Below are 14,214 nucleotides of genomic sequence, written 5' to 3'. Positions count from 1 at the left end.
GTTATCGGCTCACGCCGCAGCGTCAAAGCCCGTGTCGTGAGCCATTCGCTTCAATTCGAGCAATGCGTGCTTCTCGATCTGGCGGATCCGCTCCCGCGTCAGACCGTGCTGCTTGCCCACCTCGGTGAGGGTCCGCTCGCGGCCGTCCTCGATGCCGTACCGCATCTTGATGATGGAGGCGGTGCGGTTGTCGAGCTTGGAGATCAGGTCCTCGAGCTCCTCGCTGCGCAGCAGCGTCATCACGGACTGCTCGGGCGACACGGCGGAGGTGTCCTCCAGCAGATCCCCGAACTGCGTGTCGCCGTCGTCGTCCACGGACATGTTCAGGCTGACGGGGTCACGGGCCCAGTCCAGGACGTTGCCCACGCGCTCGGTGGTGGAGTCGAGCTCGGCGGCGATCTCCGCGTGCTCCGGGTCGCGCCCGTGCTCACGGTTGAACTCACGCTGCACACGTCGGATCCTGCCGAGCTCCTCCACGAGGTGGACGGGGAGCCGGATCGTGCGGGACTGGTCGGCGATGGAACGCGTGATGGCCTGCCGGATCCACCATGTGGCGTACGTCGAGAACTTGAAGCCCTTGGCGTAGTCGAACTTCTCGACCGCGCGCACCAGGCCCGCGTTCCCCTCCTGGATCAGGTCGAGCAGGGGCAGACCCGCCCTGGGGTAGCGCCTGGCCACGGCAACGACGAGCCGGAGGTTGGAGCGGATGAATATGTCCTTGGCGCGCTCGCTCTCGGCGACCAGCGCCTCCAGCTCCTCACGCTTCGCTCCGCCGGCCTCGCTCTCCACCACTCCGCCGAGGATCTGCTGGGCGTAGACGCCCGCCTCGATCGTCTGCGAGAGCTCGACCTCCTTGGCGGCGTCGAGCAGCGGTGTGCGAGCGATCTCGTCCAGGTACATGCCGACCAGGTCGCGATCGGCGATCTCCCCGCCCACGGCGCGAACACTGCTTGCCCGGTCGGTCCCGCCGGTGCTGGCGGACGAACGACGGGCGACGGCACGGGTTGCCATGCGTGCTCCCTTGCTGAGTAGGTCGCGACACCCTCCCGGGTGCCCTGCATCCGATGGAAACAACGACTGGAATCCGGACAGAATTCCCACGGGGGCCATTCGCTTTCGAGATCATGCAGTACCCTGTCGCCCCCAATGCAAGGACACAAGGTGCAGATACCCACAGAAGTGCAGGTCAGGCCCGGTATGGAAGCCGACCTGGAGGCCCTGACGGACATCTACAACCATTACGTCCGTGAGACCGCGCTCACTTTCGACACGGTTGCCTTCACCCCGGAGGAGCGCCTGCCGTGGTTGCGCTCCCATCCGGAAGACGGCCCCCACCGGCTCCTGGTTGCTCTGGACCCGAGTACCCGGCACAACGCTCCGCATGTCCTCGGCTATGCCACCAGCGGCCCGTTCCGCCCCAAGGCCGCCTACAGCACCTCGGTCGAGGTGAGCGTGTACTGCGCCCCCGACGCGACGGGCCGCGGCATCGGCACGCTCCTGTACAAGGCGCTGTTCGAGGCTCTGGCCGACGAGGACATCCACCGCGCGTACGCCGGGATCGCACAGCCGAACGAGGCCTCGGCCCGGCTGCACCACGCCTTCGGCTTCCGGCACATCGGCACCTACACGGAGGTGGGCCGGAAGTTCGGCCGGTACTGGGACGTGGCCTGGTACGAGAAGCCGCTGCTCAGCCGAACTGCACGGAGCGCTTCGCCAGACCCATCCAGAAGCCGTCGATGACACTGCGCCCCTGATCGAGTTCACCCTCGGCCGCGCCGAGGGTGACGAACAGCGGAGCGAAGTGCTCGGTGCGGGGATGGGCCAGCCGGCCCGCCGGCGACGCGTGCTCGAAGTCCAGCAGGGAGTCGACGTCCTGCGCCTGGAGCGCACGGTGCCCCCAGTCGTCGAACTCCGCCGACCAGCCGGGCGTGGAGCCCCCGGAGTGCCGCAGCGCCGCCAGGTTGTGCGTGAAGAAGCCGCTCCCGACGATCAGCACACCCTCGTCGCGCAGCGGCGCGAGCTTGCGCCCGATGGCCATCAGCTTCTGCGGGTCGAGCGTCGGCATCGAGATCTGGAGAACGGGGATGTCGGCGCCCGGGAACATCTCGACCAGCGGCACGTACGCCCCGTGGTCGAGGCCCCGGTCGGGGATGTCCTGGACCGGGGTCCCGGCGCCGCGCAGCAGCTTGCGGACGTCGTCCGCGAGCTTCGGGGCCCCCGGGGCGGCGTACCTCACCTGGTAGTAGTGCTCGGGGAAGCCCCAGAAGTCGTAGACCAGCGGGACGGCCCGGGTGGCGCCGAGAGCGAGCGGGGCCTCCTCCCAGTGCGCGGAGACCATCAGGATCGCCTTGGGCCGCGGCAGCCCCGCCGACCAGGCGGCGAGCTCGCCGGGCCAGACCGGGTCGTCGGCGAGCGGCGGCGCACCGTGGGAGAGGTAGAGAGCGGGCATACGTTCCGCGGCGGTTGTCATGACGCTCCCATTCCTCTGCTGATCAAGGTATGTGTGTTCACTACAGGTACCGGGAACTGGCATCTGCGCGAGCACCGGGGATTCGCGACCGGCTCTTGGGAACCGAGTCTTTGAATCTTCAAGTTCCAACTACCGGAGACCTTAGCCTTATCTAGTTCAACTTTCAAGAAAAGGTCGTACAGTGGAGTACATGACCACGGCATCCCCCGGCGGGCCTCGGTGGCTCACCGACGAAGAACAGAGCGTGTGGCGCGCCTATCTCCACGCCACCACGCTCATGGAGGACCATCTCGACCGCCAGTTGCAGCGCGACGCCGGCATGCCGCACGTCTACTACGGACTGCTCGTCCACCTCTCCCAGGCGCCCCGGCGGCGGAAGCGCATGACCGAGCTGGCCAAGGACGCCAAGATCACCCGGTCCCGCCTCTCGCACGCCGTCGCCCGGCTGGAGAAGAACGGCTGGGTCCGCCGCGAGGACTGCCCCTCCGACAAGCGCGGCCAGAACGCGATCCTCACCGACGAGGGCTACGCCATGCTGGCGCGGTCCGCGCCGGGGCACGTCGAAGCCGTACGCCAGGCGATGTTCGCCCGGCTCAGCCCTCAGCAGGTGCAGAGCCTCGGCGAGATCATGCAGGTCATCGCCACCGGCCTGCAGCCGGAGGGCACGGACGCGGATCTGCCCTGGCTCCGCTGAGCGGAACCAGGGCAGACGCACGGGGCCGTGCGCTCAGTGCGCGACGACCGGGATCTTGAACTCGTCATCGATCCCGTCCGCCAGGTCCCCCGAGCCGCTCGCGGCGCCGGTGCCCGGACGCCCGGTGTTGATCAGGACCACCGCGATCGCCGAGGCGGCGGCCAGGATGCCGACCGCCCACCAGATGGCGCTCGCGAAGCCGGCGACCATGGCCTGCAGCTGGAGCAGCTTCGGGTCGCCCGCACCGGCGGCGTGATCGGCGATGTACGCGGTGGTGGCACCGGCGGCGATGGTGTTGAGCAGCGCCGTACCGATGGCCCCGCCGACCTGCTGCGAGGTGTTCACCATCGCGGAGGCCACACCCGCGTCACGCGGCTCAATGCCGTGCGTGGCCAGCGACATGGCCGGCATGAACGCCGTGCCCATGCCCAGGCCGAGCAGCAGCTGGCCCGGCAGGATGACGGCCGCGTACGAGGTGTCGATGTCCAGCTGGGTCAGCAGCAGCATGCCGACGGCCGCCACCAGGAACCCGGGGCCCATCAGCAGCCTCGGCGGGACCCGGGTCATCAGCCGGGCCCCGATCTGCGTGGAACCGGTGATCATGCCGACGATCATCGGCATGAACGCGAAGCCGGTCTTGACCGGCGAGTATCCCTTGACCACCTGCAGGTAGTACGTCAGGAAGAGGAAGAGCCCGAACATCGCGATGATGGCGAGGCCCAGCGAGAGGTAGACCCCTCCACGGTTGCGCTCGGTCAGGACGCGCAGCGGCAGCAGCGGCGACTTCACACGCGACTCGGTGATGACGAAGGCCAGCAGCAGCACCGCGGCCGCGACGAACATGCCGATGGTCAGCGAGTCCGACCAGCCGGCCGACTCGGCACGGGTGAAGCCGTACACCAGCGAGACCAGGCCCAGCGTGGACAGGACGACGCCGGGGATGTCGAGCGCCGAGCGGTTGCGGCCGCCGGCCGGCTCACGGATGACGAAGTAGGCACCCGCGGCGGCGACGATCGCGAACGGGATGTTGACGAAGAAGGTCCAGCGCCAGTTCAGGTACTCGGTCAGGAAGCCGCCCAGGATCAGGCCGACCGCGCCACCGCCACCGGCGATGGCCCCGTAGATACCGAAGGCCTTGGCGCGCTCCTTGGCGTCCGTGAACATCACGGCGAGCAGGGAGAGGGCCGCGGGGGCGAGCAGGGCGCCGAAGACACCCTGCAGTGCGCGGGAGCCGAACATCATCGCCTCGCCCTGGGCCGCGCCGCCGAGCGCGGAGGCCGCGGCGAATCCGAGCAGGCCCACGACGAAGGTGCGCTTACGGCCCCACAGGTCGGCGATGCGTCCGCCGAAGAGGAGGAGTCCGCCGAACGCGAGGGCGTAGGCCGTGATGACCCACTGCTTGTTGCCCTCGGAGATGCCCAGGTCGGTCTGGGCGGAGGGCAGGGCGATGTTCACGATGGTCGCGTCGAGCACGACCATCAGCTGGGCGAGGGCGATGAAGGCCAGCGCTTTCCAGCGGCTGGGATCCGGAAGGGTGCCGGCTGTTTTCGACATGGGAGTAGCCACCTAAGGACACGAAGAGTTCCGGGTCCGGCGCACGGGCCGCGAACGGACCGCGTACGAAACCGGAAAAGGGCGAACGGGGCCGACGGCCGGACCATGAGGTCCGGGCCGGCTTTCAGGGCGGGTGCGGCCGCCGAGGGCTGCTTACCGAGGGCTGTGGGTCGGGGTTCTCCGGTGCGCGGGTGTCAGCACCCGCTGCGCAGGTCCTCCAAGGTCGCCGCCGATCCGGGCAGCTCGGAGCGGGCCGGGGCTTCCAGACCGTCCAGGAACAGCTGCAGATGGCGGTGGGTGAACCGGTCTATGTCCAGGCAGGCGATGCCGGGCAGCGGCCGGGTGAGCTGGGAGAGGGCGACGAGTACGTCACCGACGGCGATGTCGGCGCGCAGCCTCCCTGCGGACATGGCACGCTCCACGAGCCCTTCGACGGCCTCTTCGAGGCGTCGGCGCTCGGCGAGCAGTTCGGGATGGTCGGTGTCGAAGCCGCCGGACAGCATCGGGCACAGGGCGCCGATCCGTTCGTCGGCCGCCGCGTGCACGAAGCGGCTGAGGGCGGCGAAAGGGTCGGACTCGGCCGCGACGGCCTCCTCCACCCGGTCGGTGGTGCGGGAGGTGACGGCGAGGACGACCTCGTGGATCAGGGCCGCCCGGTCGGGGAAGTTCCGGTAGAGCGTGGCGTTGCCGACTCCTGCCCTCCGCGCGACCTCGTCCAGCGGCACATCCGGGCCGAACTCGACGAACATCTCGCGCGCGGCCGCCACGATCCGCTCCCGGTTGCGCAGCGCGTCGGCCCGCGGGCGGGACGTACGGCGCTGTGCGGCGCAGGTGGCGACGGAGGCGACGGACTTCACGGCTTCCCTTTCCGGTGGATGACCGGCCCTCGCGTCAACCGGGGACCGTTTCCCCGTTTCGCGGGGACACAGGTGCAAACGGGGAGAGGATCCCCGGTTATTTCCCGGCCTCATGTGACCTGCATCACATGGATGCCGTGCCGGAAACCCTCCATCGGCGCACCCAGCGAGCGGTCCCCCACGACCCGGCAGAGGCTGATCGCCAGAGCGCAGTGCAGGACCGGCTGGCTGCCGCGGACCGAAGGCGACGCCCTATGCAGCAGCCCCGCCACCGGATACGCGGACACCGCCGCCCCCTCGCGCTCGCCGGAGCGACGGCCCTGGTCATCGCCACGATGGCATCGGCCAGCTCCACCCTCCCCATCGCCAGCCGCGCCTCCGCCGGACCGGCCGCCACCCCTCGGGGCACCGGCCTCGCACCGTGCCGAATACCCACGGCCATGGGCGTGCAGATGTCGGAGGGCATGCCGACGGCCCCCGGCTACGCACGCTCCACCGGCCGGATCAAAGCACTCAACCTGATGATCGACTTCCCCGACGCGCAGGCGACGGAACCGGCCGGGGACCGGCTCGCGGAATTCTTCCCGCAGACCTCCGACTGGTTCCGCACCAGCTCCTACGGCCGGCTCACCTACCTGCCCGAAACACCCGTGAAGGACTGGCTGCGGATGCCGCTGCCGTTCTCCGAGTACGGCATCGAGCGCGGCTCACCGTACGAACCGGGCTACCGCAAGATGGTCAAGGACCTGGTGACCGTCGCCGATCCGAAGGTCGACTTCTCGGCGTACGACCTGGTCAACGTACTGGTCACCCCCAACGCCGGCCCTTCGGCGCTGGACACCGTCCTCTCGGTGACCTTCTCCGGCAACGACGACGCCCCGTTCGCCGACGGCACCCCGCTCGCCAACACGTCCTTCGTCTACAGCCGCCAGGACGACGGCTCGGGCTCGTACGCGGAGACCGGTTACCGGGTGCTGCCCCACGAGAACGGCCACGTCTTCGGGCTGCCCGACCTCTACACGATGGAGGGCGGGGGCTCCGTGGGGCACTGGGACATCATGTCCGAGGACTGGGGGGCCAACAACGACCTCCTGGGCTGGCACAAGTGGAAGCTCGGCTGGCTGGCCGACGACCAGATCAGCTGCGCCGCCATGCCCGGCACCAGCGAGCACGTCCTCGGACCGCTGGCCACGACGGGCGGCCCCAAGCTGGTCTTCGTGCCGGTGAGCGCGGAGTCCGGCTACGCGGTGGAGGTGCGGACCGCGGAGGGCAACGACGAAGCGGTCTGCCGGCCCGGCGTCCTCGTCTACAAGGTGAGCTCCGACGTCGACACCGGCCAGGGCCCGGTCTCCGTCGAGGACAGCACCGAGGACAGCGGCGGCTGCACCCGGCGGCCCAATGTCCACGCCGAGCTCTCCGACGCCCCGTTCGAACCCGGCGAGACGTTCACCGACCGGGCGGACGGCATACGCATATCCGTACGGGAGAAGGACCCCGACGGGAACTACCGGATACGGATCACCCGGCCGTAGACGGCCCTAGAAGCCCTGCCGCGCGTGCTCCTGGACCACGCCGCGCAGCTCCCGCTTGAGGATCTTCCCCGTGGCGTTCCGCGGCAGCGGCTCCCTCGTCACCAGCACATGGGCGGGGACCTTGAATGCCGCCAGGCTCCGGCCCACGTGCTCCCGCAGCGCGTCCCGTGACGGCGGAGGCCGGGCTCACCCGGACGACCGCCGCGACCTCCTCGCCCAGGACCGGGTGCGGGACGCCGAGCACCGCCGCGTCCTCGACGTCGGGGTGATCGTGCAGTGCGGCCTCGACCTCCACGCAGTACACGTTCTCGCCGCCCCTGATCACCATGTCCTTGATCCGGTCCACGACGGACACCCGCCCGTCCCGGACGACGGCGAGGTCCCCCGTACGGAACCAGCCGCCGGTGAACGCCTCGGCCGTCGCCGCCTCGTCACGCCAGTAGCCACGGACCAGGGACTGGCCGCGCAGCCACAGCTCGCCGGTCTCGCCGTCCGGGAGCGCCTCGCCCGCGGGTCCGGCGATCCGCACCTCGGTGACCGGCGTCGGGGTTCCGACGGAGTCCGGGTGCGCCCGGTAGGCGGCGCCGAAGACGGCCAGCACGCCGCCGCTGGTCTCGGTCAGGCCGTAGCCGTTGCGCGGCTCGATCCGCTCGCCGTGCCGGGCCGTGAGCCGGGCGACCAGATCCGGCGGAGCCGCGGCGCCTCCGGTGTTCAGCCCCTTCAGGCTCTCCAGACCGTCGCCCGCGCGGTCCGCCGCCGCGAGCAGCTGGAGCGCGGTGGCCGGGACGCCCGCGTAGTGGGTGACCCCGTGCCGGCGGATCAACCGCAGGGCCTCCTCGGCATCCCACTTCTCCATCAGGACGAGGGTGCCGCCCGCCGCCATCGCCGCGTACAGGCCGGTGAACGCGGCGACGTGGAAGAACGGGAACGTCATCAGCGTGACCGGCGCCGGCCCCTGCCCCGGGACCACTCCACGCCGCAGCGCCGAGGCTGCCGCCTGGTAGCGCGGGTTGAGGGCCGCTCCCGCCTGCGCGAGGTGGGTGGCCACGGCCCCCTTGGGCCGCCCGGTGGTGCCGGAGGTGTAGATGATCGTGGAGTCGTCCTCGGGCCTGATCTCCACCTCGGGCGGCGCGGCGTACGGATCGGGCTCCGGCAGATCCGCGTACCTCTCGGCCCCGGGCGGCAGCTCCCCCTCGCCGTGGAAGACGACGAGGGGCGCCCCCGTCCTCCGGCACCGGTCCGCCACCTTCGGCACCTGCTCCCCGTCGACCAGCAGCACCGCCGGCTCGCAGTCGTCGAGGGCGTAGCCGAACTCCGCCTCGGTCCACCAGGTGTTGAGCGGTACGGCGACGAGACCGGCGAGCTGCGCGGCCCAGAACGCGATCTGCCACTCGGGGTGATTCCGCATCGCCACCACGGCCCGGTCACCGGGGCGGAGCCCGTACGACTCGGTGAGCCGCCGGGCGAGCGAGGAGGCGGCCGCGAAGAACTCGCCGTACGAGCACATCCGTTCGCCGGAGATCAGGAACGGCTGGTCACCGAAGGCCCAGGTGGTCTCCACGAACTCCCGCAGTGTGCGCGGGCCGTTCGCGTAGACCAGGGGCCCGTGCTCGGCGCGCACCACGGCGAACGGCGCCCCGGGACCGGTCAACGCCTCGATACGGGCGGAGGCGTCCAGGTCCGGCGAGCGGCCGGGGTCGTCTGTGTGCGACACGAACGGCCTCTCCACGTACGGACTCAGCGACCCGGCGACGCTATGCCCGCACCCTGCCCGCGTCAACCGGCCACCACCGGCTTGGCCTTGGTCAGGGGCAGCATCACCAGGGTGACCAGGAGGGCGGCGGCCGCGAAGCCCGCGCTGATGAGGAAGGCGTCGTGGAAGACCGTGGTGCGGGCCTGGTCGACCAGTTCGGGCACACCCTTGCTCCGCGCCTCCAGTTCGTCGACCCGGCGGAAGGCGTAGGTGGCGGCGACGGCGAGGCCGAGGGCTCCGCCGATTTCCTGGGAGGTGTTGATGAGGCCGGCGGCCAGACCCGACTCGTGCTCCTCGGAGCCTGCGAACGCGGAGATCTGGAGTGGCACGAAGGAGGCGCCCAAACCGAGTCCGCAGATGATGAACGCGGGCAGCAGGTCGACGGGGTAGGCCGCGACGGACGGCGCCCTCCACAGCAGCAGCATGCCGGTGCCGACCAGGGTGAGCCCGGTCATCAGGACCGGCTTGGCGGCGACCTTGGTGATGACCTGCGAGGCGACGCCCGCACCGACGGCGGTGGTCAGGGCGAGCGGGACGTACGCGAGACCGGTGGTGACGGCCGAGTAGTCGAGCACCTGCTGCATGAAGAGGCTGGCGAAGAAGAACAGGCTGACGCAGGTGCCCAGGAGCAGGATCGCGATGACGTTGGCGGCGCGCAGGGACGGGCGGCGGAAGACGCCGAGCGGCACCAGCGGGGCCGCCGCGCGGCGCTCGATGAAGAAAAAGCCGGCCAGCAGCAGGGCGGAGAGGGCGAACCCGCCGTAGATACGGGTCATGGGGACGTCGGAGTCGTCGACGGTCTGGCCGAGGGTGAAGATCAGCAGGATCAGGCCGGCGGTGAGGACGACGGCCCCCGCGATGTCGAAGCCGCGGGGGCGCTCGGCGGCGCGGCTCTCACCGACGACCATCGGGGCGACCAGGGCGCCGATGAGACCGATCGGCACATTGACGAAGAAGATCCAGCGCCAGCCCGGCCCGTCGGTGAGCAGCCCGCCCAGGGTGACACCGGCGACGGCGGCGACCCCGCTGAGGGCGCCCCACACGCCGAGCGCCTTGTTGCGCGCCGGGCCCTCCTCGAAGTTGCCGGTCAGCAGGCTGAGTGCGGCGGTGGCCATGAACGCGGCGGCCAGGCCCTGGGCACCACGCGCGCCGATCAGCATGGCGGAGTTCTGCGCCAGCCCCGCGAACAGCGAGGACACGGCGAAGAGGACCAGACCGGTCCGGAGCATCCGGCGACGGCCGAGGGTGTCGGCGAGCCGGCCGGTCAGCAGCAGGAATCCGCCGAGCAGCATGCCGTACGTGGTGACGACGTACTGCAGAGCCGTCTGTGAGATGTGGAGATCGTCCTCGATGGTGGGAAGGGCGACGTTCACGATCGACACGTCGAGGAACGTCATGAAGCCGGCGAGGCAGAGGAAGGCCAGGATGAGGCCGGGGCGACGGGCGGGCCCGGCGTCCGGCTTCGCTGCGGATGGGCTCAGGGACTCTTGAACTGACATGACAACTCCTCGGAGAACGCGGAACGGATGAGGGGACGCGGCGAAGCCCCGTGGAGCGGGGAGAACGGCATGGCTGACGGCCGGTAACGGCGGTGCTCTGTGGCGTCTTCCGGGAAGCTAGCATCCTGAATAAAGTAGGTACCTAGAAGAAAGTGACTACCCGGAGGTTCGTATGAACACCAGCACCGCACGGCCGGGCGCCCGGACCGCCCCCGCTCAGGAAGTGACCTCGGAGCAGGCGTGCCCGATCGCCCCGGTGCTCGACATCGTCTTCAGCCGGTGGACGACGCCGATCCTCTGGACGCTCCATACCTTCGGGCGCCAGCGCTTCGTCGTGCTGCAGCGCACCATCGGCACCATCACTCCGAAGGTGCTCACCCAGCGCCTGCGGCAGATGGAGCGCGACGGGCTCGTGGTGCGCACGTACCACCCGGAGGTGCCCCCCAGGGTCGAGTACGAGATCAGCGAGCTCGGCAGCAGCCTGGCGCCGCTCTTCGCCCACCTCGCGGACTGGTCCGCGGAGAACCTGCCGCGTGTCGAGAAGGCGCGGCAGGATTTCGACCAGGCCGAGTAGACCGCCTCCGCCCGCTCCCCTGCGCAGCGGCCGGGTGGGCGGGGCGCGCCGACGGGAACACCGGCGCCCGGCGTTCGACAGCCGCGCCGGGCAGGAGCGCCGGCCGCAGCTGGGCACAGCCGCCGCCCGAGCCGCCCAGGACGGAGAAGCGCCCCGTCGCGGAACGCACCCACCCGCTACACTGATCCCGGTGCAGGGCCACGGCCCCGCACCGCACGGCTCACCGGAACCGAATGCCCGGGCCCAACTGGACCCGGACACACGTTTTCGGAGCCGCGCCTTCGCCTTCGTAGCTCAGGGGATAGAGCACCGCTCTCCTAAAGCGGGTGTCGCAGGTTCGAATCCTGCCGGGGGCACCAGGAAAGGGCCCGGACCGATCATGGTCCGGGCCTTTTTGACGGCACCGTTTGACGGCAGTCGTGCTTCAGGCGCCCGGCAGACGGCGCTTGAGCAGGCGGTCCATGTGGCTGATCGCCTCACGCTGCGTGTCGTGGACGACGTGGGTGTAGACGTCCATCGTGGCAGCGGAAGAGCCCGGCGGCGGCGCCCCTTGGGATCGTCGTCGTAGAGAACGCCGCGCCGGCGCTGAGTCTGCTGGCGGACGTAGAGGACTCGGTTCTCGAGGTCCACGTCAGTCCAACGAAGCCCGACCAGTTCCCCGCGCCGCAGGCCCATCGTGATGGCGAGGACGAACGCTGCGTACGTAGCACCCGGTGCGATTCTTTGGCAGTAGCCGCGGTGGTCTTGTTCTCCAGGTGGACGAGGAAGCGCCGGACATCAGCGACACCGAGCGACTCCAGCCGCTTCCCTCCGACCATGGGCACCGAGTACAGCCGGACATGTGCTTCGTATGTGTCGTAGGTGCTGAGCCTGCGCCGAGGCTTCGGCTGCGCCCGCGCTCCTGCCTTCGGCCCGCTCGGCGCTGCCGCCGCCGCCGACGCGCGCCCGCAGTGGGTAGGCCCGAGGGCATGAGACGAGAACCAAGCCCGCGGCTTCAAGACATGCCTCCGGCGGGGGTGCTCAGACTCCGGGACGGGAGGGGCGCCGTTCGCGGGTGCCGGCGGATTCGTGGTGAGCGTGGTGGGCTCCCATCCCGACCACCTCTGACCCAGGCAGAGCCGAGCAGCCCCGGCCCAGGGCGTCAAGGTCGTTCGTACAGTGGAGCGCTCCACCTTGACGCCCTGAACCACGCCCGCTCCACGGTGTGTGGGTCGAAGGCGGACGGGATGGGAGCTGGGGTGAGTGGCGGGTAACGGATGGTGGTGAAACTTCGGCTCGAAGGACGGGCACATGAGGCAGCCATCGCAGTCTCCGTCGAGCTAAGACCACCGCTTGATGATCTTTGCTGGGCTTTCCGGGGCCGCCCATACCTGGATACGGATCTTCTCAGTGGTCTCGGGGCTCTCGTGAGAGTCGACGTCGGCCTTAGACGCCCGAGCCAAGTTGCTCTGGGACACGCGGACGCGGTTCCAGCCTGGCGGGACCTCGAATGTCGCCGCCTCGGGGGCATAGTCCGTGCAGCCCAGAACCGCCAGGTGACCCAACGACACATCGAGGCCGGCCTCAACAACGTGATCGAATTCCGAGCTGTCATCACTCGGCTCCTGAGGAAGGACGACGACAGTGACGGATACGTTGACATTGACCACTGTGCCGATGCCAAGCGCATCCGGTGCAACCGCGAGGTGATCGGCAACGGCCTGTTCAGTCCACGCGTCGCTCAGATCACGGTCCGAATCCGCGTCGGATACGTGTATCTGGAAGTAGTCGGCGAAGAGGGTGAGTTCTGTCGTTGTCGTCATGGCGGCACAGTGCCATGCAGCACTGACAGCCAGGGTCGGATGCCTGACACCAACAGGGGCGGACCGCCGCGGTCGATGTCGAACCTCAGCGGACAGTCGGCCGAGCAACAAGGCGGGTTGGCCGACGTCGGCGACTCCCCATGATCGACCTGATAAGGATGAGGCCAGACCTCAAAATCAGATTCCTAGGCCGTCGCCCGCCGGACCTGGTAATTCCAGCGTGTGAGCGACCGGACTACGGTCTCGGCGCCAATGGGGTTGGCGCTGTGCACAAAGACCGTTCCGATTCGGAAAGGCCGTCCGTTGAAAGCGGCTTCTTCCATGAGGGTCACCACGGGCAAGATGCTGTCGTCGCCGCCGAGGTCGTGGTCGAGCCAGAGTTGGTCGATGAAGCTGCCGCGATGCTCTTGCAGGAGCTTGACACCTTCGCCGCTGGTGCGCGCGATCTGCGTGGCCCAGGGCAGCGACCGGAGGTCGTCAATGCCAAGGATGACGGGCGTCGGTGCGGGCGACTCTTCTTTCACCCGCCCATCATCACAGCACGACGAATACACGGCCTGACGTACCACCCATGGCCCCGGCGTAGTTGACCTTGAAAAACGCGCGGCAGGGGAACCTGATCCGAGGTGCCGACGTCGAAGGTCGGAACACGAGAGCCTCACCACGGGCGCGATCTCATTCCCGTGCTGAGTGATGGCGAGGTCACTCGGCAAAGAGGAGGCACTCCTCTTCTTTGCAGCATCTACTGAGGGGGACACACATGAGCTGGACCAGGCGATCCGGCGGCTTGCTAGTGGCGGCGGCCATGGTGACGTCAGTAGCCGCGTGCACGGCCGACAGCGGTGGCGGTGGAGCCTCCTGCGTCGCTCAGTACACCTACCAGGGCATAACGTATCAAGACGTGGGGAACGTGGAATTCACACTCGGGAAGAAGCTCGGAGTCGCCACCGAACCACCCTGCGAAGACACCGGCGGCCGGGGCAAGAGCGAGGAGCCGGCCGGTTTGACGGAGACTGCCTACGAAGTGGACGGCATCTCTCCCAAGGTCGCCATCGCCGTTGGGGACACGCCGGAGACAGCCACGTTCTTCGCCGTTTCCTCCGACTCGGAGCTCCCACCCGAGGTACAGAAACTGATCGACGGTTCCTGATCTGAAACGCGGGTTTCGGTGTGGTTCCAAGTCTGACGCCACACCGAACGTGACCAACCTCAGCCCGAAGAAGCAGGGCCTGCACGACCGGCTGGTCGACAGCAGCGTGGTCATGCGGAATCGGTGATGGTGCAGTCATAACGGGCGATCACGCACAGCAACCCGGACCGGACCGCTCCTATAAGCGCTCGAGGGCGGCCGCGGGCGAGTTCATATCGAGAGGTCGGTCCGTGCCACAGACGTGCCAGAAGGAGCGGGGACTTACGGGGAAGTGCGGCTACTGGCGAGGGCCACAGCCGGCAGACGCCGAAGTCGATATCCCGCAGGTC

General features: G+C 69.2%; 12 protein-coding genes, 1 tRNA gene and 2 pseudogenes. 6 read left to right on the top strand and 9 right to left on the bottom strand.

Annotated elements, in window-relative coordinates; all coding sequences use genetic code 11:
• Positions 1-9 precede the first annotated feature (9 nt).
• Positions 10-1,011: an RNA polymerase sigma factor RpoD/SigA gene (locus ACIBCU_RS31360; protein ID WP_399235556.1), complete on the bottom strand. Its 1,002-nt coding sequence runs from the start codon at positions 1,009-1,011 to the stop codon at positions 10-12.
• A gap of 186 nt (positions 1,012-1,197) precedes the next feature.
• Here ACIBCU_RS31360 and ACIBCU_RS31355 point away from each other — a divergent pair, with 186 nt between their 5' ends.
• The gene (locus ACIBCU_RS31355; RefSeq protein ID WP_399235778.1) at positions 1,198-1,740 is read left to right on the top strand and encodes a GNAT family N-acetyltransferase; all 543 of its coding nucleotides are present in this window, start codon (positions 1,198-1,200) and stop codon (positions 1,738-1,740) included.
• On the opposite strand, the gene ACIBCU_RS31350 is transcribed toward ACIBCU_RS31355, so the two are convergent.
• Positions 1,688-2,470 carry a class III extradiol ring-cleavage dioxygenase gene (locus tag ACIBCU_RS31350; RefSeq protein ID WP_362927900.1) on the bottom strand — a complete coding sequence of 261 codons (783 nt, stop codon included), beginning with the start codon at positions 2,468-2,470 and terminating at the stop codon, positions 1,688-1,690. The two genes, ACIBCU_RS31355 and ACIBCU_RS31350, sit on opposite strands and share 53 nt — an antisense overlap.
• A 181-nt stretch (positions 2,471-2,651) precedes the next feature.
• On the opposite strand from ACIBCU_RS31350, the gene ACIBCU_RS31345 reads away from it, so the two are divergent.
• Entirely contained in the window at positions 2,652-3,164 is a 513-nt protein-coding gene (locus tag ACIBCU_RS31345; RefSeq protein WP_362927901.1) for a MarR family transcriptional regulator, read from the top strand.
• Positions 3,165-3,197: 33 nt separating this feature from the next.
• Here ACIBCU_RS31345 and ACIBCU_RS31340 read toward each other — a convergent pair whose 3' ends face one another.
• A complete protein-coding gene (locus ACIBCU_RS31340; protein WP_362927902.1) occupies positions 3,198-4,718 on the bottom strand; it encodes an MFS transporter in 1,521 nt (506 codons plus the stop codon).
• A gap of 194 nt (positions 4,719-4,912) precedes the next feature.
• A complete protein-coding gene (locus ACIBCU_RS31335; protein WP_362927903.1) occupies positions 4,913-5,575 on the bottom strand; it encodes a TetR/AcrR family transcriptional regulator in 663 nt (220 codons plus the stop codon).
• A 254-nt stretch (positions 5,576-5,829) separates the two neighbouring features.
• On the opposite strand from ACIBCU_RS31335, the gene ACIBCU_RS31330 reads away from it, so the two are divergent.
• Positions 5,830-7,107 carry a M6 family metalloprotease domain-containing protein gene (locus tag ACIBCU_RS31330; RefSeq protein ID WP_362927904.1) on the top strand — a complete coding sequence of 426 codons (1,278 nt, stop codon included), beginning with the start codon at positions 5,830-5,832 and terminating at the stop codon, positions 7,105-7,107.
• Positions 7,108-7,113: 6 nt separating this feature from the next.
• On the opposite strand, the pseudogene ACIBCU_RS31325 reads toward ACIBCU_RS31330, so the two are convergent.
• Both ACIBCU_RS31325 and ACIBCU_RS31320 read right to left on the bottom strand, forming a co-directional pair.
• Positions 7,114-8,785: pseudogene (locus ACIBCU_RS31325) on the bottom strand (class I adenylate-forming enzyme family protein).
• Positions 8,786-8,883: 98 nt separating this feature from the next.
• The gene (locus ACIBCU_RS31320; protein ID WP_399235553.1) at positions 8,884-10,359 is read right to left on the bottom strand and encodes an MFS transporter; all 1,476 of its coding nucleotides are present in this window, start codon (positions 10,357-10,359) and stop codon (positions 8,884-8,886) included.
• A gap of 172 nt (positions 10,360-10,531) precedes the next feature.
• Here ACIBCU_RS31320 and ACIBCU_RS31315 point away from each other — a divergent pair, with 172 nt between their 5' ends.
• Together ACIBCU_RS31315 and ACIBCU_RS31310 are read left to right on the top strand one after the other, a co-directional pair.
• Positions 10,532-10,933, top strand: a complete 402-nt coding sequence (locus ACIBCU_RS31315) for a helix-turn-helix domain-containing protein (protein ID WP_362927907.1) — start codon at positions 10,532-10,534, stop codon at positions 10,931-10,933.
• A gap of 283 nt (positions 10,934-11,216) precedes the next feature.
• A tRNA-Arg gene (locus tag ACIBCU_RS31310) sits at positions 11,217-11,292 on the top strand.
• A gap of 142 nt (positions 11,293-11,434) precedes the next feature.
• Here ACIBCU_RS31310 and ACIBCU_RS31305 read toward each other — a convergent pair.
• The 3 genes and pseudogenes from ACIBCU_RS31305 to ACIBCU_RS31295 all read right to left on the bottom strand — a co-directional run.
• Positions 11,435-11,817: pseudogene (locus tag ACIBCU_RS31305) on the bottom strand (tyrosine-type recombinase/integrase); the annotation flags it as partial.
• Between the two features lie 435 nt (positions 11,818-12,252).
• Positions 12,253-12,735, bottom strand: coding sequence for a hypothetical protein (locus ACIBCU_RS31300; protein WP_362927908.1), 483 nt, complete (start codon positions 12,733-12,735; stop codon positions 12,253-12,255).
• Positions 12,736-12,920: 185 nt separating this feature from the next.
• Positions 12,921-13,259, bottom strand: coding sequence for a cyclic-phosphate processing receiver domain-containing protein (locus ACIBCU_RS31295; RefSeq protein WP_362927909.1), 339 nt, complete (start codon positions 13,257-13,259; stop codon positions 12,921-12,923).
• 236 nt (positions 13,260-13,495) lie between these two features.
• On the opposite strand from ACIBCU_RS31295, the gene ACIBCU_RS31290 reads away from it, so the two are divergent.
• The gene (locus ACIBCU_RS31290; protein ID WP_362927910.1) at positions 13,496-13,885 is read left to right on the top strand and encodes a DUF6281 family protein; all 390 of its coding nucleotides are present in this window, start codon (positions 13,496-13,498) and stop codon (positions 13,883-13,885) included.
• Positions 13,886-14,214: the final 329 nt, after the last annotated feature.

The sequence above is a fragment of the Streptomyces sp. NPDC051064 genome, assembly GCF_044455985.1.
Taxonomy (GTDB): domain Bacteria; phylum Actinomycetota; class Actinomycetes; order Streptomycetales; family Streptomycetaceae; genus Streptomyces.
This window is presented reverse-complemented; position numbering and strand designations above follow the sequence as displayed.

Coding starts and splice junctions, on each gene's coding strand:
- ACIBCU_RS31360 (WP_399235556.1), bottom strand. CDS start 1,011: ATGGCAACCCGTGCCGTCGCCCGTCGTTCGTCCGCCAGCACCGGCGGG.
- ACIBCU_RS31355 (WP_399235778.1), top strand. CDS start 1,198: ATGGAAGCCGACCTGGAGGCCCTGACGGACATCTACAACCATTACGTC.
- ACIBCU_RS31350 (WP_362927900.1), bottom strand. CDS start 2,470: ATGACAACCGCCGCGGAACGTATGCCCGCTCTCTACCTCTCCCACGGT.
- ACIBCU_RS31340 (WP_362927902.1), bottom strand. CDS start 4,718: ATGTCGAAAACAGCCGGCACCCTTCCGGATCCCAGCCGCTGGAAAGCG.
- ACIBCU_RS31330 (WP_362927904.1), top strand. CDS start 5,830: ATGCAGCAGCCCCGCCACCGGATACGCGGACACCGCCGCCCCCTCGCG.
- ACIBCU_RS31320 (WP_399235553.1), bottom strand. CDS start 10,359: ATGTCAGTTCAAGAGTCCCTGAGCCCATCCGCAGCGAAGCCGGACGCC.
- ACIBCU_RS31315 (WP_362927907.1), top strand. CDS start 10,532: ATGAACACCAGCACCGCACGGCCGGGCGCCCGGACCGCCCCCGCTCAG.
- ACIBCU_RS31300 (WP_362927908.1), bottom strand. CDS start 12,735: ATGACGACAACGACAGAACTCACCCTCTTCGCCGACTACTTCCAGATA.
- ACIBCU_RS31290 (WP_362927910.1), top strand. CDS start 13,496: ATGAGCTGGACCAGGCGATCCGGCGGCTTGCTAGTGGCGGCGGCCATG.